Origin of the sequence: Streptomyces sp. NPDC048584, from assembly GCF_043199595.1 — a bacterium.
Taxonomy (GTDB): domain Bacteria; phylum Actinomycetota; class Actinomycetes; order Streptomycetales; family Streptomycetaceae; genus Streptomyces; species Streptomyces edwardsiae.
Genome location: NZ_JBICWF010000011.1, coordinates 131,778 through 148,817, shown reverse-complemented (window position 1 = coordinate 148,817; position 17,040 = coordinate 131,778). Strand labels below are relative to the sequence as shown.

Below are 17,040 nucleotides of genomic sequence, written 5' to 3'. Positions count from 1 at the left end.
CATGACGAATCCGGCCGAGAGCCTCGTCTCCCTGCTCGATCTGGAGCAGATCGAGGTCAACATCTTCCGTGGCCGCAGCCCGCAGGAGTCACTGCAGCGGGTCTTCGGCGGCCAGGTGGCCGGCCAGGCCCTGGTCGCCGCCGGCCGCACCACGGAGGGCGACCGTCCGGTGCACTCGCTGCACGCGTACTTCCTGCGTCCGGGCAGGCCCGGGGTGCCGATCGTGTACCAGGTAGAACGGGTGCGGGACGGCCGGTCGTTCACGACCCGGCGGGTCACCGCGGTGCAGCAGGGCCGCACGATCTTCACTCTGACCGCCTCCTTCCACAAGCCTGAACCGGGGAGTTTCGAGCACCAGCTGCCGCCGGCCCGTGAGGTTCCGGACCCCGAGTCGCTGCCGACGGTCTCGGACGAGATCCGTGAGCATCTGGGCGCGCTGCCGGAGCAGTTGGAGCGGATGGCGCGCCGCCAGCCCTTCGACATCCGTTATGTGGACCGGCTGCGCTGGGATCCCGACGACGTCAAGGGCGCCGAGCCGCGCAGCGCGGTGTGGATGCGCGCGGTCGGCCCGCTCGGGGACGATCCGCTGGTGCACACCTGTGCCCTGACGTACGCCAGCGACATGACTCTCCTGGACGCCGTGCGGATCCCGGTGGAGCCTCTGTGGGGGCCGCGCGGCTTCGACATGGCGTCGCTGGACCACGCCATGTGGTTCCACCGCCCGTTCCGCGCGGACGAGTGGTTCCTGTACGACCAGGAGTCGCCGATCGCCACGGGCGGGCGGGGTCTGGCCCGCGGCCGGATCTACGACCTGGAGGGCCGGATGCTGGTGTCCGTCGTCCAGGAGGGGTTGTTCCGGGCGCTGTAGTCACGGGCTCTCGGGCGCCCGGGGTCACCGGCTTGTGCGCCACCACCTCGCGAACAGGCCGCGGGGCGTCTCGCGGGCCGGTTCCACGGCGGGCGGCGCCGGATGGGCCGGTGCGGGGCGGTGGCCGGCGGGACGGGGTGCCGGCCGACGGGTCCGGGCCTCGTGCGTCAGCCTTCTCAGATCGGCCTGCAACCAGGCGATCTCGTCCGGTTCCTGAGCGGTCATGAGTTCCTCCGCCAGATCCGCGGCGGGTGAGCCGGGAGCGCCGTGGGCCGGCGGCAGCCGGCGGAACCGGTTGAGGTGGGAGCGGTCGTAGGCGTCTCGGACCGCTTCCGACACATGCTGCGGGTCGAGCAGCGACGCCACGGCTCCGGCGCGCTCCCACGGGCCGTCGGCCTGGCGGAGCAGGAAGCCCAGCTGCCGGGTGCGCCAGTTGCGCGGGCGCAGGTCGATGCCGGTGTCGAGCCGGCTCCTGAGGCTCTCGGGCGTGCGGCCCGTCAGCAGGGTCGCGTTCTCGCCGTCGGCCGTGAACAGGCTCAGCTCCTCGGCCAGATAGAGCCAGACCACGGCCCGGTAGCGGTTCAGGTAGTACTTCACCGGCACCAGCAGTCCCAGCCGCGCCAGGCGGGTGAACCGGGTCTTCGTCACGCCGATGAGGGCGGCGCCCTCCGTGGTACCCACGGCCCGCACACTCCGGTGCAGGGATTCCGGGAACCCGGGCCCGGCCCGGAGCCGCTCGATCTCGGCGCGGGCGACCCGCCGGCCTTCTCCGCCGGTCATCGTACGAACGCGGCCGAGCTGCACGGCGAGGTCGAACTCGGTCGGCTTGAGGCCGAGTTCACGGGCCGCGCGGCCCGTGCCGACCCAGGCGTCCCGTACCGCAGCGGGCCGGTCGGCGGCGGTGGCCTCGTACGTGACGGTGTGCTGTCCGGACATGCTCGTCTCCCCCGTGGAGTGTGGGCGGCCGGCGCCGGGTGCGCCGCTCGGAAAAAACCGTAGCCGCTATGTCACTCTCCGTGGCAAGCCTGTGGATAACTCCACGGCGAAGAACGAACGTGCAGGTCAGAGCTCTGTGCCGGGTTCCGGTCGGCGGGTGTCCACGTCCAGATGCTCGCCGACCCGGTTGACGAGCAGCGTCATCTCGTAGGCGATGTGACCGATGTCGGCCTCGGCACCGCTGAGCACGCACAGGCAGCTGCCCGTGCCGGCCGCGGTGACGAAGAGCACCGCTTCGTCGAACTCGATCATCGTCTGCCGTACCCCGCCCGCCCCGAAATGCCGGCCCGAGCCCTTGGCGAGGCTGTGCAGTCCGGACGAGACGGCGGCCAGGTGCTCCGCGTCCTCCCGCCGCAGTCCGGTGCTCGCGCCGGTCACCAGTCCGTCGTTGGACAGGACCAGTGCGTGCCGTACGTGCTCGACGCGCTGGGTCAGGTCGTCCAGCAGCCAGTCGAGTCCCCGCTTCTGCGCCATGTCGTGTGTCTCCCCCTGGTCTCTTCCCCGTGGTCTGCCCCGTGTGCCGTCCCCTCGTGGCAAGAGGGTCCCGCGCCGCAAGCCTTCCCCACGACCGTGCGCCCGGCAAGGAGAATGGGAGCCATGGGAGACAAGATGACCGAGGAAGAGTGGCGGGAGTTCGTCTCGTACGGCACCCGTACCGCGAAGCTCTGCACCGTCCGGGCCGACGGCAGCCCGCATGTGGCACCGATCTGGTTCCTCGTGGACGGGGACGAGGTGGTGTTCAACACCGGCGCGCGGACCGTGAAGGGACGCAATCTGGCACGTGACGGGCGGGTGTCCCTCTGCGTGGACGACGACCGGCCGCCGTTCGCCTACGTGCTGCTGCAGGGCAGGGCTCGGCTCTCGGAGGAACCCGGGGAACTCCGGCACTGGGCCGCCAGGATCGGCGCGCGGTACATGGGCGAGGAGCGGGCCGCGGAGTTCGGGGAGCGCAACGGGGTGCCCGGAGAGCTCCTCGTCCGCGTCGGCATCGAGAGGATTCTGGCCGAAAAGGGCGTCGCGGACTGATCGCCGGCCGCGCGAGGGCGCGTCCCACCGGGTCGCGCATCCGGGCGGTGCGCATCCGTCCGGCGTCCCCGGCACGTCCTTCCCCGAGTCCCGCTCGCGTGCGTCGCAGGGCACGACGGTGATTCCGAAGTCCAGGCCGGGCGCGCGCCGGCCGTCGCGCGCGCGTGATGACGCCGGGCCCCCGCGCAGCGGTCGACGGCGCCGGAAGGAATCCGCAAGGGCCGGATCTCGCTGACCTCACCGACCGGGCCGGTCCCGCCCACACCGATTCCGTCGGCGCGAGCGGGAGGACGAGCCGCGCGGTCGGACGGCGCGACGCGCACGCTCACGCTCACGTCGAGCATCCCGTGCAGCGCGTGCTGCTGACCGCCGTGCCCACGGTCGGGGAGCCGTCCCGGTGAGGAATCATGCGGAGCATGAGCGACGACCACACACACGTCCAGGAGTTCTTCACCGCGCGTGCCGCCGGCTGGGACCGCCGCTTCCCCGACGACGGTCCCGCCTACGCGGCAGCGGTCGCCGAACTCGGGCTGCGCGAGGGCGGACGGGTGCTCGACGCGGGCTGCGGCACCGGGCGGGCGCTGCCCGCGCTGCGTGCGGCCGTGGGACCCTCGGGCGTCGTCCTCGGCGCGGATGTGACACCCGCCATGCTGCGGGAGGCGGCGCGGGCCGGCCGGGGCCGCGACGGCGCGCTGCTGCTCGCCGACGTCGCCGCGCTCCCGCTGCGCCCGGACGCGCTGGACGCCGTGTTCGCCGCGGGCCTCATCGCCCATCTGCCCGATCCTGCGGGAAACCTCCGGGAGATCGCGCGGGTGGTCCGGCCCGGTGGCGTGCTCGCGCTGTTCCATCCGATCGGCCGGGCCGCGCTCGCCACCCGGCAGGGCCGCTCGATCACCCCGGACGACCTCCGCGCGGAGCCCAACCTGCGTGCGCTGCTCTCCCGTTCGGGGTGGCACATGACGTCGTACGTCGACGAGGACACCCGCTTCCTGGCGCTCGCCGTCCGCACCGACTGAACGCCCCGGTCACGCCCCGCGCCCCGCTGCCCCCTTCTGCCGTCGGGGCCGCGACTCTGCGTTGGACGCCAGGAGCCGAACGCCCGGCGCGGACGACCGCCCCCGGGAAACGGTGAACCGTATGTGGGGCCGGGTCCGGAAAATCGGAGGTGGCCGCCGCGCACGTCCCGGCCCGCGCGGAGGACGACCAGGACCGGATCGACGAGGGGGCCGGTGGGTGTCACCGGAGGCCCTGTCGTACGGGGTGAACGAGCCGGCGTGCCGGGCGGTCGTCACGCTCGCGCGGGAGCGCGACGAGTCTCCTGGGACGGTCGCGCGGGCGCTGCTGGGGCTTCCGACCGTCTGAGGCGTCCGCCGGCGCGTGGCCGATTCGCCCCGTCCGGGCGGAAACCTGCAGCTCCGGGCACAGGTACGGGGGGTCGTGACAAGCGCCTCGGGGTCGGCATAGGGTGCGCGCCGGTGGACGAACCGATGGGGAGGCTGGGATGGCCGGCGCGGACGAGGAGGCCTTGGCGGCCGCGGACGACGCACTCTATGTGCTCACCGCTGCGCTGCTGACGCCCGCGAAGTTCCCGAGCGTGCTGGGCGACGACTACCCGGAGGCCTGTACGGCGCTCGGCCTGCCGCCCCTCGCCGACGGGTACGGGCTGGTGCTCGGACAGGACGGCGAGGGTGCCCGGTGGACCGTCGTCGTGGACGACGTCTCGCTGGTCGCCGTCGCGATCGCGTTCTGGGACTGCGGCATGGAGCACGATCTGTCACCGGACGAGCGCACGGTCGTCGCCGCGCTGCCCGGCTGGCCCCTCGCGGTCGCCGTCGCGGCGCCGAACGTGCCGGCGCCGCACGATCCGGACCTCGATGTCGTGGACGGGCCCCGGCTGACGCCTCCGGACGTCGAGGTCTGGGGACCCGCCCAGCGCCGGCTGGGCGCGGACGAGATCGCGCTCCAGTGGGCGGTCTGGCGGGAGCAGGTCGACGACGCGGCGTTCCCGCAACCGGGCGGACCGGCCCGCACACCCGACGCCGAGGAGCCCGCTCGGGACGGCGACCAGGACGAAGCGGGGGACGGCGACGAGGACGGAGCGAGCGACGGCCCGGCGGTACGGCCGGGGCACCGCGGGATCCGGCAGGTGCTGGCGGAGGCCCGCGCGTACGTCGACTCGCCTCCGCCGCTCGGCCGGGTCCGCTCGGCCTTCGCCCCGGGCGGCGCGCGCATCCTGCGTGCCGACGGACCCGGGTGGTCGCTGGTCGCCCGGACGGACGACATCGCGTTCGTCCTGCTCGACGACGAACCCGGCGAGGTCCTGCCGGTGGGCCGGGGCCCGGAGCTGCCGGGCCTCCTCGAGGCGCTCGACCGGATGGCCGTACGGCCGCTCTGAGCGCACACGGCCCCGGACGGCGTGACGAGTGGCGGCCGGCGGCGTGGGCTGACCCCCGCGTGTGACCGTCCTTCCACCAGGCGCGTCGGGCGGCCGGTACCTCTGCGAGGCGATCCGGACGCGCTGCCGGCCAGGGCCGTCGGCTCCGAAGCCGTACGACGACGTGGCCACACCGCTCCCGCACCGTACGGGGCGGCACGCGCGTCGACGGGCTGCGCGACACCCTTCCAAACGGCCCTCTCACCGCCCGGCGTTCGACCCGCTGGTCACGTGGGTGGAGTGCGGACCCGCCAGTCGGCGGGCCCGCGGAGGGCGGCATGGTCGACTCCCGCGCCGCCGGGTTCCGACGAGGCGGTGGCGGGGCAGCGCCTCAGCGGCCCAGCTCCTTGCGCGAGACGCGCCGCAGCCTGCGCCGCTGTGCGGGGTCCAGGGTGAGATACGCGGCGGCAGGAACTCCCAGGATGATCAGAAGCGCGGCCCACCAGGGCAGCAGGAAGAACATGACGAGTCCGACCGCCACACCCCCTGCGGCGATCTTGGCGTTCTTTGACATGAGTGTCGCCTCCTTCGCGGCCACTGCCGCTCTCTGCCGTGAAAACGGACCCGCGCTCCCGGCGGTTCCGGACCGCGCCCCTGAGACGTCCCTGAGGTGTGGCCCCTAGGGTCTCCGAGCACCATGGGCACCTGTCGCGGGCCCCCGCTCGGCGGGCTCACGACGCGCCTCCATGGTGACTCGCCTCACAGCACAGGCATACCCGGCCGACGCCGCCCGTGCTGTACTCTCGGCGGTTCCGACTCCACTAGTCAAGTTTGAGGAATCTTCTCATCACTGCGCAGACGACTTCCCCGGCGCCCTCCTCCGCACCCCCCGAACTGGCCGATTCGGCAGCCGTCTTCCTTCCCGGCGACCCCGCCCGCACGGGACGGGTGGCCTTCTGGCGGCCGGACGGATCGTCTCCCCCTGCCGTGGACGGGGCATCTGCCGAGCGGCTGACCGTCGTCGCACCCGGCGACGAAGGGGTCGAGACGGTGCGGGTGCCCGCCACCGTGCTGCCGGTGCGCCTCGCGCTTCCGCTCCTCACGCGTGCGCGCGCCGACGGTGCCGCCCACCGGGCCACCCGGTTCTGGGGCGCCACCGCCTTGCACGCCCTGCGGCTGGTGGCACGCGGCCTGCTGCTGCCCGGCCTCTCCCCCGCCGACCACGACGCCTGGCGCGTCGGCCCGCTGGACGCGGAGGAGGCGGAGGCGATCCGGCGGCTCGCCGCGGCGATGCCGCCGGAGGCCCACGCGACACCGCTGGACGGCACCGGGCCGCCCCGCCTGCCCGACCCCGAACGGCTGCTGCGCGCCTTCCTCGACGCCGTCGCCGACACGCTGCCCCGCTCCCCCGCCGCCCACCTCGCGACCGGCACCGCCGCGTTCGCCGCGACGGAGCCGCGACGGCTGCCCGAGCTGCGGACCTGGGCCGCCGACATCGCCGCGGGCCACGACGCCGGCGTACGGCTGTCGCTGCGGATCGAGTTGCTCGGGCTCGTGGACGCGGCCGATCCGGCGGGGGTCTCCTTCCGGGCCGTCCTCCAGATGCACGGCGTGGGCGACCCCGCGCTCGTGGCGGACGCCGGCGAGGTGTGGGCGGGGGTGTCCGACGCGGACTTCGGCCCCCGCGCGCGGATGGACGCCCTGCTGGCGCTGCGCCGCGCGGCGCGCGCCTGGACATCGCTCACGCCCCTGTTGTCGGCGACCGTGCCGGACGCGGTGGACCTGGCGGAGGAGGACGTCACCGAACTCCTCGGCGAGGGCGGCCGGGCGCTCGCCGGGGCGGGCGTCGAGGTGCACTGGCCCAAGGAGCTGGTCCGGGAACTGACCACCCGCGCGGAGGTCGGTCCCGCCGACGACGAGCCGGGGCGCGGGAGGACCGGACCCGCGGACGGGCCGTCGTTCCTGTCCGCCGACGCGCTGCTGGCGTTCGACTGGTGGTTCGCCGTGGGCGACCGGCGGCTCACGCGCGAGGAGCTGGACCGGCTGGCCGAGGCGAACCGTCCTCTCGTCCGGCTGCGCGACCAGTGGGTGCTGATCGACCCTCGGGAGCTGGCCCGGGCCCGTGCGCGCAAGGACCGGAAGGTCACGCCGGTCGACGCGCTCGGCGCGGCGCTGACGGGCTCCGTGGAGGTGGACGGCGGACGGATCGAGGTGCGGCCCACCGGGTGGCTGGAGGCGCTGCGGGACCGGCTCGCGGACCCCGAGTCGCAGGAGCCGGTCGAGCAGCCCGCCGCGCTCGACGCCACACTGCGGGACTACCAGCGGCGCGGCCTGACCTGGCTGGCCCGCACGACCTCCCTGGGTCTGGGCTGCTGTCTGGCCGACGACATGGGGCTCGGCAAGACCATCACCCTCATCGCCCTGCACCTGCACCGCCGGACCGACCCGGAGTCCGCGGGCCCCACGCTCGTGGTCTGCCCGACATCGCTGATGGGCAACTGGCAGCGGGAGATCGAACGGTTCGCGCCCGGCACCCCGGTACGCCGCTTCCACGGCGCACGGCGGGCGCTGGACGACCTGGCCGGCGGCGAGTTCGTGCTCACCACGTACGGCACCATGCGGCTGGACGCCAAACGGCTCGCCGCGGTCCCCTGGGGCATGGTCGTCGCCGACGAGGCCCAGCATGTGAAGAACCCCTACTCCTCGACGGCGCGTGAGCTGCGTTCCATCGGCGCACGCGCGCGTGTGGCGCTCACCGGCACACCGGTGGAGAACAACCTGTCGGAACTGTGGGCCGTCCTCGACTGGACGACCCCTGGTCTGCTCGGCCGGCTCGGCACCTTCCGCCGGCGGTACGCCGACGCCGTGGAGGGCGGTCAGGACCCGGCAGCGGCCGAGCGGCTGGCGCGTCTGGTACGGCCCTTCCTGCTGCGCCGCCGCAAGTCGGACCCCGGGATCGCGCCCGAGCTTCCGCCCAAGACGGAGACGGATCACGCCGTCTTCCTCACCCCGGAACAGACGGGGCTGTACGAGGCCGTCGTGCGCGAGGCGATGGCCTCGATCGCCGAGGCGGACAGCATGGCGCGGCGCGGACGGATCGTGAAGCTGCTGACCGCACTGAAGCAGATCTGCAATCACCCGGCGCAGTTCCTCAAGGAGGAGCGGCCGGTGGTCGCCGGACGGTCGGGGAAGCTGGAGCTGCTGGACGAACTCCTCGACACGGTCCTCGCCGAAGGGGCCGGCGTCCTGGTCTTCACGCAGTACGTGCGGATGGCCCGGCTGTTGGAAGGGCATCTGGCCGCGCGGGGGGTGCGCACGCAGTTCCTGCACGGCGGCACGCCGGTCGCCGAGCGTGAGGCCATGGTGGGGCGCTTCCAGGACGGGGAGGTTCCGGTGTTCCTGCTGTCGCTGAAGGCGGCCGGCACCGGGCTGAACCTCACCCGCGCGGAGCATGTCGTGCACTACGACCGCTGGTGGAACCCCGCCGTCGAGGCACAGGCGACGGACCGCGCGTACCGCATCGGCCAGACCCGGCCGGTGCAGGTGCACCGCATGATCGCCGAGGGAACCATCGAGGATGGTATCGCCGCGCTGCTGGAGCGCAAGCGTGAACTGGCCGACGCGGTGCTCGGCTCCGGCGAGGCGGCGCTCACCGAACTGACGGACGCCGAGCTGGCGGAGCTGGTCGAACTCCGAGGGGGATCGCGATGACCCGGTACGACGGTGACGGGACCGATGTGGAGCGCACGTTCGCCGCGCTGCCGCCCGCGCGGGGGCGTGCTTTCGCGGTGACCTGGTGGGGCCGCTCCTGGCTGACGGCGCTGGAGGCCACGGCGCTGGACTCCGGGCAGCTCAAGGCGGGCCGCGCGCTGGCTCGCGCGGGCGCGGTCGGCGCGGTGTCCGTACGGCCGGGGCGCATCACCGCGGTCGTACAGGACCGGGACCGTACGCCCCACCGCGCGGACGTACTGCTGCAGGAGCTGTCCGGGGAGCAGTGGGACCAATTCCTGGCGATGACCGCGGAGCGGGCCGGGCATGTCGCGGCGCTGCTCGACCGTGAGATGCCGACGCATCTGGTCGAGGACGCGGAGTCGGCCGGCGTCGGCCTGCTGCCGGGGCTGGGTGATCTGGAGCCGGAGTGCGAGTGCGGTGGCTGGGACCACTGCGGTCATACGGCGGCCCTGTGCTACCAGGTGGCCCGGCTGCTGGACCAGGACCCGTTCGTCCTGCTGCTGATGCGGGGGCGGGGTGAGCGCGCCCTCCTGGAGGCGCTCGAGGCCCGGGGCGAGGCGTCCGCGGGCCGGACCGCCCCGGAGCCGGACGGCGTGGACCCGGCCGAGGCCTACGCGGCCGGTGACATCCTGCCGTCCCTTCCGGCCCTGCCCGCGCTCCCCGCGGAGCCGGGGATCCCGCCTTCGCTGGACACGGAGGCCGCGCCCGCGGCCGGTGTCGATCCATCCGCGTTGGAGTTCCTGGCCGCGCGGACGGCCGTACAGGCCCATCGGCTGCTCGCGGAGGCGCTTCGGGACGGGCACGGACGGCAGCCGGTGGCACCGGAGCCGACCGTCGCGCGGGACGCGGTGCGGCTGGCCGCCGGGGAGCCGCACCGCGCGGTGACCGAACGGCTCGCCGAGGGGTCCGGGCGTGGCCCGGAGGGGCTGGCCGTCGCCGTACGGGCCTGGCGGCAGGGTGGAACCGCGGCACTGGCGGTGCTCGACGAGGAGTGGACCGTGGACGGCGAACGGCTGGCCCGCGCGCGTGCCGCTCTCGATTCGGCGTGGGACGAGGACGAGCGGCCGGTGCTCCGGGTCCGGGCCAACCGGTGGACGGTGGCCGGTGCGCCTGTCCAGCTGCGCCTGGACCGCGAGGGGCGCTGGTGGCCGTACCGCGGGGAACGCGGCCGCTGGGCCCCGGCGGGGGACCCCTCCCAGGACCCGGCGACTGCGCTGGCCACGGCACAGGGCACCCCCGACGGCTGACCACCGGCCAGGCCGGACGTGGTGTGCCGTCAGGGCAGTTCCACGTCGCCCAGGGACGGTAGGAGGGACTCCAGACCGCTCGGCAGTCCGGTCGGGAGGTCCGACGGGAGGTCGGTCGGAAAGTCCGACGGCAGTCCGGTCGGGAAGTCCGACGGGAGGTCGGTGGGGAAGCCGGAGGGGAGCAGGCTCGGCAGGTCGCTCGGGAGCTGGGTGGGGAGGTTCGGCGAGGAGCCGGTCGCCGTCCCGCTCGGCGTCCTGTCGGGCGGGTCGTCGTCTCCCCTGGCCATCAGTACGACGACGGCCACGACCACGATCACCGCGACGGCGGCGAACAGGAGGAGCACGGCTCTGTGTCCGCCCCGAGGCCTGGGCGGTCCGGGCGGGCCGAAACTGCCGCCGTCCGGCGGCCGGGGCGGTACGGGTGGCGTGGCCATGCGCACCATGGTCCTCGCCGGGAGGCGAGCCGCGCGAGGACGCCGCACGGAAGTTGATACGAACTCAGGGCGCGCGTGCCATGAGTCCGTCGTACCCCGCGCGGAGCGCACGCCCCGAACGGGGCACCGCGCGTGCCTCGGGGCCCGCCGTGGGATTCCCCCGCGGCGGGCCCTCACGCGTGACGGCCCCGGGTCAGCCGCGGGCGCCCAGCAGGTGGTCCATCGCCAGCTGGTCCAGGCGCTCGAAGGCCATGCCCCGCGCGGCGGCCTCGTCGACGTCGAAGTCCTCGAAGGCGGACCGGTCGTCGAGCAGGGACTGGAGGCCGTCGGCCGCCGTGGGCTGGGCCAGCTGGTCCAGACGGGACGCGGCGAGCGCCTCCTGCACCTCCGGGTCCGCACGGAACGCGGCGGCGCGCTCCTTGAGGATCAGGTAGTTGCGCATGCAGCCGGCCGCCGAGGCCCACACGCCGTCGAAGTCCTCGGTCCGCGGCGGCTTGAAGTCGAAGTGCCGCGGGCCCTCGTACCCGGCCGACTCCAGCAGGTCGACCAGCCAGAACCCGGCGCGCAGGTCGCCCGCGCCGAAGCGGAGGTCCTGGTCGTACTTGATGCCGTTCTGGCCGTTGAGGTCGATGTGGAAGAGCTTGCCCGCCCACAGCGCCTGCGCGATGCCGTGCGGGAAGTTCAGCCCGGCCATCTGCTCGTGGCCGACCTCCGGGTTGACGCCGTACAGCTCCGGGCGCTCCAGGCGCTCGATGAACGCGAGGGCGTGGCCGACGGTCGGGAGCAGGATGTCGCCGCGCGGCTCGTTCGGCTTGGGTTCGATGGCGAAGCGGAGGTCGTAGCCCTGCTCGGTGACGTACTCGCCGAGCAGGTCGAAGGCCTCCTTCATACGGTCCAGGGCGTCCCGTACGTCCTTGGCGCCACCGGACTCGGCGCCTTCGCGGCCGCCCCACGCCACATAGGTCTGCGCGCCGAGCTCCGCCGCGAGGTCGATGTTGCGGATGGTCTTGCGCAGGGCGTAGCGGCGCACGTCGCGGTCGTTGGCGGTGAAGCCGCCGTCCTTGAACACCGGGTGGGTGAACAGGTTGGTGGTCGCCATCGGCACCTTCATGCCGGTGTCGTCCAGCGCCTGCCGGAACCGCTTGACGTGCTCCTCGCGCTCGCTGTCGCTCGAGCCGAAGGGGATGAGGTCGTCGTCGTGGAACGTGACGCCATGGGCGCCCAGCTCGGCCAGGCGCCGCACCGACTCGACCGGGTCGAGGGCACGCCGCGTGGCGTCACCGAAGGGGTCCCGTCCCTGCCAGCCGACGGTCCACAGTCCGAAGGTGAACTTGTCCTCGGGGTTGGGCTGGTAGTTCATGCCGCGGCTCCTTGCTCGCTGAAGCTATTTCGTCATGGCGCTTTACAAATTAGTATGCAGGAACATTTCTGGGAAGAGACACACCCCGCCGAGTGCGGATGAGGGAGAGACCGATGTCAGCAGCCGAGGGTCCGCTCGTCGTCGGCGTGGACACATCCACCCAGTCCACCAAGGCGCTGGTCGTCGACGTGGCCACCGGCAGGGTCGTCGCGAGCGGCCAGGCCCCGCACACGGTGACGTCGGGAGCCGGCCGGGAGAGTGATCCACGCCAGTGGTGGGACGCCCTGTCCGAGGCGCTGCGCCAGTGCGGCGAGGCGGCGCACGAGGCCGCCGCGGTGTCGATCGGCGGGCAGCAGCACGGCCTGGTCACGCTGGACCGGAACGGGGAGCCGGTCCGCCCGGCACTGCTGTGGAACGACGTGCGTTCCGCGCCGCAGGGCCGCCGCCTGATCGAGGAGCTGGGCGGCGCGAAGTTCTGGGCCGAGCGCACGGGAAGCGTCCCCGCCGCCTCCTTCACCGTCACCAAGTGGGCCTGGCTGGCGGAGCACGAGCCGGACGCGGTGCGTGCGACGAAGGCGGTCCGCCTCCCCCACGACTACCTCACCGAGCGGCTCACCGGGCAGGGTACGACCGACCGCGGCGACGCCTCCGGCACCGGCTGGTGGGCTTCGGGGACGGAGGCGTACGACGAGGAGATCCTCGCGCACGTGGGGCTCGACCCGGCGCTGCTGCCGCGCGTGGTGCGGCCCGGCGAGGTCGCCGGGACCGTGCGCGACGGCCACGGCCTGCCGTTCTCCAAGGGCACCCTGGTGGCGTGCGGCACCGGGGACAACGCGGCCGCCGCGCTGGGCCTCGGGGTACGTCCCGGCACGCCGGTGATGAGCCTCGGCACCTCGGGCACGGTGTACGCGGTGACGCAGCGCAGGCCGGCCGATCCCACGGGCACCGTGGCGGGGTTCGCCGACGCGCGCGGCGACTGGCTGCCGCTGGCCTGCACGCTCAACTGCACGCTGGCCGTGGACCGGGTGGCGGCGCTGCTGAACCTGGACCGCGAGGCCGTCGAACCGGGGCGCGGTGTCACCCTGCTGCCGTTCCTGGACGGCGAGCGCACCCCGAACCTGCCCAACTCCTCCGGCCTGCTGCACGGTCTGCGCCACGACACCACCGGCGGCCAACTGCTCCAGGCCGCCTACGACGGTGCCGTGTACTCCCTGCTGGCCGCGCTGGACCTCGTCCTCGACGAGGACGCCGACCCCTCGGCGCCCCTGCTGCTGATCGGCGGCGGCGCCCGGGGCACGGCCTGGCAGCAGACCGTACGGCGGCTGTCGGGGCGGGCCGTGCAGGTGCCGCAGGCGAGGGAACTGGTCGCGCTCGGGGCGGCGGCGCAGGCGGCCGGGCTGCTCACCGGCGAGGACCCGGCCGCGGTCGCCCGGCGCTGGGACACGGCGGCGGGCCCGGTGCTGGAGGCCGTGGAGCGGGACGAGGAGACGCTGGCCAGGCTGGCCGGGATACTCTCCGACGCGGCCCCGCTGCTGAACCGCGGCACGAGCGCCGGCTGACGGCACCCGCCGGTGGGCCCCGGCCGACCGTGCCTGCCGACCCGGCGCGGACCGGCAGGCACGAACCGCCGACACCGACCGGCCGGCAGGCAGGCACAAGCCGGCCGGCCGTAGCGGCCGTCAGTACGCCGACGGCCGCAGAGACCGAGGAACGACGGAGGAATGAGCACACCGCCGCACAAGGCCCGCCCGGCCGGTCCGGGGCGCGCGCTGCCCGACACGCAGCAGGGCATGCGCCGCCGCAACCTCTCGCGTGTGATGCACACCGTCAGCGCCGAGGGGCCGCTGTCCCGGGCCGCCGTCGCCTCCCGGATCGGACTGACCCGCGCGGCGGTGTCCACACTGGTCGACGAACTCATCCGCTCGGGCCTGCTGGAGGAACTGGGCCCCGAGCGGCCCGGACGCGTGGGCCGTCCCGGCTTCGCGCTCGCGGTCAGCGGGCGCGGCCCCGCCGGGATCGGCGCCGAGGTGGGCGTCGACCACCTCGCGGTCTGCGCGGTCGATCTGCGCGGGCTGGTCCGGTCCCGGGCGGTCCGGCACGTACCCAATCGCGGCCGTTCCCCCGAGCCGGTGCTCGGCGAACTCACCGGGCTGGTGGAGCGGGTCGTCGCCGAGGCGGAGGGCGAGGGCCTGTGGCCGGCGGGGCTCGCCGTGGCCGTACCCGGGCTGGTCGCGCGTGACGCGCGGACCGTCGTACGCGCCCCGAACCTCGGCTGGCACGACACGGACCTCGGCGGTCTGCTGCCGGCCGGTCTGCCGCTCACCGTGGCCAACGAGGCCAACTTCGGTGCGCTGGCCGAGCTGTGGCTCGGCAAGGACACCCCGCGTGACTTCCTCCATGTGTCGGCCGAGGTCGGTATCGGCGCGGCGGTCGTCGTGGACGGGCGACTGCTGCACGGAAACCGCGGTTTCGCGGGCGAGTTGGGCCATGTGCCGGTACGGCCCGAGGGGCCGCAGTGCGCCTGCGGCGGTCGGGGCTGTCTGGAGCAGTACGCCGGCGAGGACGCGGTGCTGCGCGCGGCCGGGCTGGAGCCGGGCAAGGACCGCGTCGGCCTCCTCGCGGGCCGCGCCGAGCAGGGCGACGCCGATGTACGCGACGCCCTGCACGAGGCGGGAACGGCGCTGGGGATCGCCCTCACGGGAGCGGTCAACCTGCTGGACCCCGAAAGCGTGGTGCTCGGCGGAGCCCTGTCCGGGCTCGCCCCCTGGCTGCTGCCGTCGCTCCGCTCCGAACTGGCCCGGCGCACCGCGGGACCGCCCTGCCCCGTCTCCGTGTCCCCGCTGGGCCCCGAGGGCCCGCTGCTGGGCGCGGCCCACTCGGTGGTCCGGGGCGTCCTGGACGACCCGGCGGCGGTGGCCGAACGGGCCTGACCCGACGAGCGGCCGGGGTGAGCGAACGAACCGACCCGGCGGCCCCCGCACCCGGCCGAACGAACCCGGCCCGGCCGGCGACCGAGGGGCCGGGCGAAGCCGACCCCGCGGGTCGCCGAGTTCGGCGAAAGGGCCCGGTCGGACGGGGCGTTCCCCCAGCCGGTCGCCGAGGTGTGCGGACGGACCCGGCCGAAGGCGGCCCAGGTGGCCGGACATGCCTATTCACCGGTGCGTCGAGGCCGGAGCGAGCGGGACCCGTGGTGTCGTCGAGGGGCGCGGGGGCCCGGCTCGCGGGGCGCCCCGCGGGTCCACGACCTCACCACTCGATGACGGATCGCACACCTTCTGGTTGCCGGACGTCGAGCAGCCGACGATGGGCGCATGACACCGGCGCAGCGAGCCATGGAGCGACTGCTCACGTGGCTCGGTCTCTCGGCCTGTCCGCCACGTCGCGGTACGGGGCAGGCGCTGCGTAGCGCCCGGGACGAGATCGTCCACTTCCGCTCCGCGGGACGTGGACCTCCACCTGACCCGACGCGCCGTCCAGCGCTTCCACTACGACCTGGGCGGCTCGAGTGCCATACAACTGGTGCCGGGCTCGGGCTGGGTGACGGCCCATCTCGACTGCGCCACGGACATCGACCTGCTGCTGAGTCTGGTGAGCGTCGCGCTCAAGGCCCACCAGAACCGGCCTCCGTCCGCCCTGCCCGCGCCGGCCGGCTGCAACTTCCACCGTGTCACGGTGCTGCCGCGTGGCGCGGTGGCCGACCGCTGAACCCCTTCACGGCCGCAGACTGCCGACGATGTCGGCGGTCGCCGTGAGGCCACTGTGGATCGTGGGCGCGATGCTCGTGCTGGCCAGGTAGAAACCGAGCAGCAGACAGACCAGCGCGTGGGAGACCTTCAGCCCGCCGTTGCGCAGGAAGATCACCGCTAGGACCGAGAGCAGCAGCACCACAGAGATGGAAATCGCCATCGTCAACCTCCTCCGCCACATCCGTTTCGCGGCGTTCGGCCGCAAGTGTGGCGTAGCGGAGGGTTCGTCCGGGCGGCTGAGCTGTCCGCCGAACGTGTGGTGTCACGCCCTCCGGTGGGCGTCGAGGAAGGTTTCCAGGCCCGCGAGGTCGTCGGTGTTGAGGTGGTCGACGTCCGCCGCCACCAATTCGCCCCAGAGTGCGTCGCGGGCGGGGCCGGGCAGGTCCGGGGTGGCCCAGAACCGTACGCGCTGCCCGCGCGTGTGGGCGGCGCCCACGATGGCGCGCAGTTTCTGGCGCTCGGCGTCGGGGAAGGCGCCGACGCCCTGCCAGCTGAAGTTGAGTGTCCAGTTGTCGCTGATCAGTGGGACGAGGGAGGCGGGTGCGGTGGTGCCGAGGTCGGTGAGCCGGCCGTCGTAGAAGGCGCGGCGCACCCGCTGGGCCTCCATCGGCGGGCGGGCCGCGCGGTCGCCGGAGACGACGACGGTGACCGCTCCGGGCAGCACCCTGTCGTGCGCACAGGTGGTGAACAAATGGCCGTAGCGGCGCAGTTGGCGATCGAGTTCGAGATAGGCGGCCGCCCCCTCGGTCTTGATGTCGACCAGCAGCTGGAGCGGCTTGTGGTTCCCGCGGTACACGGAGCCGCGGTTGGCCCGCACGCGCGCGGCGAGCGGGTCGAGGTACAGGGACCTCAGCGTGCGGGCCGGGTCGAGGTCCACGGGGTCGTGGGCGACGAGGAGTTGACCGTCGACCAGGTAGATGTCGGCTTCGACGCTGCCGAAGCGGTGGTGGAGCGCGTCGAGGAGGGGGCGGGGGTGCTCGTAGTCGTTGTGGGCGTGGGCGCGCCACAACGGACGGGGCCGGTGCCTCTGTTCACCGGCCAGTGCCTGTGCGGCGGGCAGCGCGGCGGTGCCGGCGAGGGCGGCGCCGAGGGTGGTGAGGGCTCTGCGACGGGTGGTGAGGGCCATGCTCTGCCTCCCTGGAAGGGCCGGACGGGACCATGGAGAGTATGGGGTCCACGGGTGGCCAAGGAGCAGGGTGGTGCGGGGAGTTGGCCGATCCGCCGTCGGTCGTTCACCTCACCGGAGCAGGGCACGCG

The 17,040-nt window shown here is 74.0% G+C and carries 15 protein-coding genes and 2 pseudogenes; 10 read left to right on the top strand and 7 right to left on the bottom strand.

The annotated features are described in order from the left end of the window. Nucleotide 1: 1 nt before the first annotated feature. Nucleotides 2-868: an acyl-CoA thioesterase gene (locus ACGFR9_RS24325; protein WP_393212086.1), complete on the top strand. Its 867-nt coding sequence runs from the start codon at nt 2-4 to the stop codon at nt 866-868. A 24-nt stretch (nt 869-892) separates the two neighbouring features. Here ACGFR9_RS24325 and ACGFR9_RS24320 read toward each other — a convergent pair whose 3' ends face one another. Then, complete coding sequence (locus ACGFR9_RS24320; protein ID WP_393212084.1) at nt 893-1,804, bottom strand: DUF6397 family protein; 912 nt, start codon at nt 1,802-1,804, stop codon at nt 893-895. A 126-nt stretch (nt 1,805-1,930) separates the two neighbouring features. After that, nucleotides 1,931-2,338 (bottom strand): roadblock/LC7 domain-containing protein, encoded by a 408-nt coding sequence (locus ACGFR9_RS24315; RefSeq protein WP_393212082.1) that lies wholly within the window; start codon nt 2,336-2,338, stop codon nt 1,931-1,933. Nucleotides 2,339-2,461: 123 nt separating this feature from the next. Here ACGFR9_RS24315 and ACGFR9_RS24310 point away from each other — a divergent pair, with 123 nt between their 5' ends. From ACGFR9_RS24310 to ACGFR9_RS24295, 4 genes and pseudogenes are all read left to right on the top strand, one after another. After that, entirely contained in the window at nt 2,462-2,890 is a 429-nt protein-coding gene (locus ACGFR9_RS24310) for a PPOX class F420-dependent oxidoreductase (RefSeq protein ID WP_393212080.1), read from the top strand. A 416-nt stretch (nt 2,891-3,306) separates the two neighbouring features. Further along, a complete protein-coding gene (locus tag ACGFR9_RS24305; RefSeq protein WP_393212078.1) occupies nt 3,307-3,906 on the top strand; it encodes a class I SAM-dependent methyltransferase in 600 nt (199 codons plus the stop codon). Between the two features lie 146 nt (nt 3,907-4,052). Then, nucleotides 4,053-4,252 (top strand): annotated as a pseudogene (locus ACGFR9_RS24300) (hypothetical protein); the annotation flags it as partial. A gap of 139 nt (nt 4,253-4,391) precedes the next feature. After that, nucleotides 4,392-5,285, top strand: a complete 894-nt coding sequence (locus tag ACGFR9_RS24295; RefSeq protein WP_393212076.1) for a hypothetical protein — start codon at nt 4,392-4,394, stop codon at nt 5,283-5,285. A gap of 370 nt (nt 5,286-5,655) precedes the next feature. Here ACGFR9_RS24295 and ACGFR9_RS24290 read toward each other — a convergent pair whose 3' ends face one another. After that, the gene (locus ACGFR9_RS24290; protein ID WP_030214487.1) at nt 5,656-5,838 is read right to left on the bottom strand and encodes a hypothetical protein; all 183 of its coding nucleotides are present in this window, start codon (nt 5,836-5,838) and stop codon (nt 5,656-5,658) included. Nucleotides 5,839-6,158: 320 nt separating this feature from the next. Between ACGFR9_RS24290 and ACGFR9_RS24285 the strand changes: the two genes are divergently transcribed. Both ACGFR9_RS24285 and ACGFR9_RS24280 read left to right on the top strand, forming a co-directional pair. Next, nucleotides 6,159-8,975, top strand: a complete 2,817-nt coding sequence (locus ACGFR9_RS24285; RefSeq protein ID WP_393212310.1) for an SNF2-related protein — start codon at nt 6,159-6,161, stop codon at nt 8,973-8,975. Then, nucleotides 8,972-10,243, top strand: a complete 1,272-nt coding sequence (locus ACGFR9_RS24280; protein ID WP_393212074.1) for an SWF or SNF family helicase — start codon at nt 8,972-8,974, stop codon at nt 10,241-10,243. Before ACGFR9_RS24285 ends, ACGFR9_RS24280 begins: the two co-directional genes overlap by 4 nt. 29 nt (nt 10,244-10,272) lie before the next feature. Here the strand turns inward: ACGFR9_RS24280 and ACGFR9_RS24275 are convergent, their stop codons facing one another. Continuing rightward, entirely contained in the window at nt 10,273-10,677 is a 405-nt protein-coding gene (locus ACGFR9_RS24275; protein ID WP_393212072.1) for a hypothetical protein, read from the bottom strand. Between the two features lie 193 nt (nt 10,678-10,870). Beyond that, nucleotides 10,871-12,037, bottom strand: coding sequence for a xylose isomerase (xylA, locus tag ACGFR9_RS24270; RefSeq protein WP_393212070.1), 1,167 nt, complete (start codon nt 12,035-12,037; stop codon nt 10,871-10,873). A gap of 113 nt (nt 12,038-12,150) precedes the next feature. On the opposite strand from xylA, the gene xylB reads away from it, so the two are divergent. From xylB to ACGFR9_RS24255, 3 genes and pseudogenes are all read left to right on the top strand, one after another. Beyond that, on the top strand, nt 12,151-13,596 hold the full coding sequence (gene xylB / locus ACGFR9_RS24265) for a xylulokinase (protein ID WP_393212068.1): 1,446 nt from the start codon (nt 12,151-12,153) through the stop codon (nt 13,594-13,596). Between the two features lie 162 nt (nt 13,597-13,758). Continuing rightward, nucleotides 13,759-14,967, top strand: coding sequence for an ROK family protein (locus tag ACGFR9_RS24260; RefSeq protein ID WP_393212066.1), 1,209 nt, complete (start codon nt 13,759-13,761; stop codon nt 14,965-14,967). 381 nt (nt 14,968-15,348) lie between these two features. Then, a pseudogene (locus ACGFR9_RS24255) lies at nt 15,349-15,742 on the top strand (luciferase family protein). A 6-nt stretch (nt 15,743-15,748) separates the two neighbouring features. Here ACGFR9_RS24255 and ACGFR9_RS24250 read toward each other — a convergent pair. After that, nucleotides 15,749-15,943, bottom strand: coding sequence for a hypothetical protein (locus ACGFR9_RS24250; protein WP_393212064.1), 195 nt, complete (start codon nt 15,941-15,943; stop codon nt 15,749-15,751). A 102-nt stretch (nt 15,944-16,045) separates the two neighbouring features. Beyond that, nucleotides 16,046-16,909 (bottom strand): phosphatidylinositol-specific phospholipase C/glycerophosphodiester phosphodiesterase family protein, encoded by an 864-nt coding sequence (locus tag ACGFR9_RS24245; RefSeq protein WP_393212062.1) that lies wholly within the window; start codon nt 16,907-16,909, stop codon nt 16,046-16,048. Nucleotides 16,910-17,040: the final 131 nt, after the last annotated feature.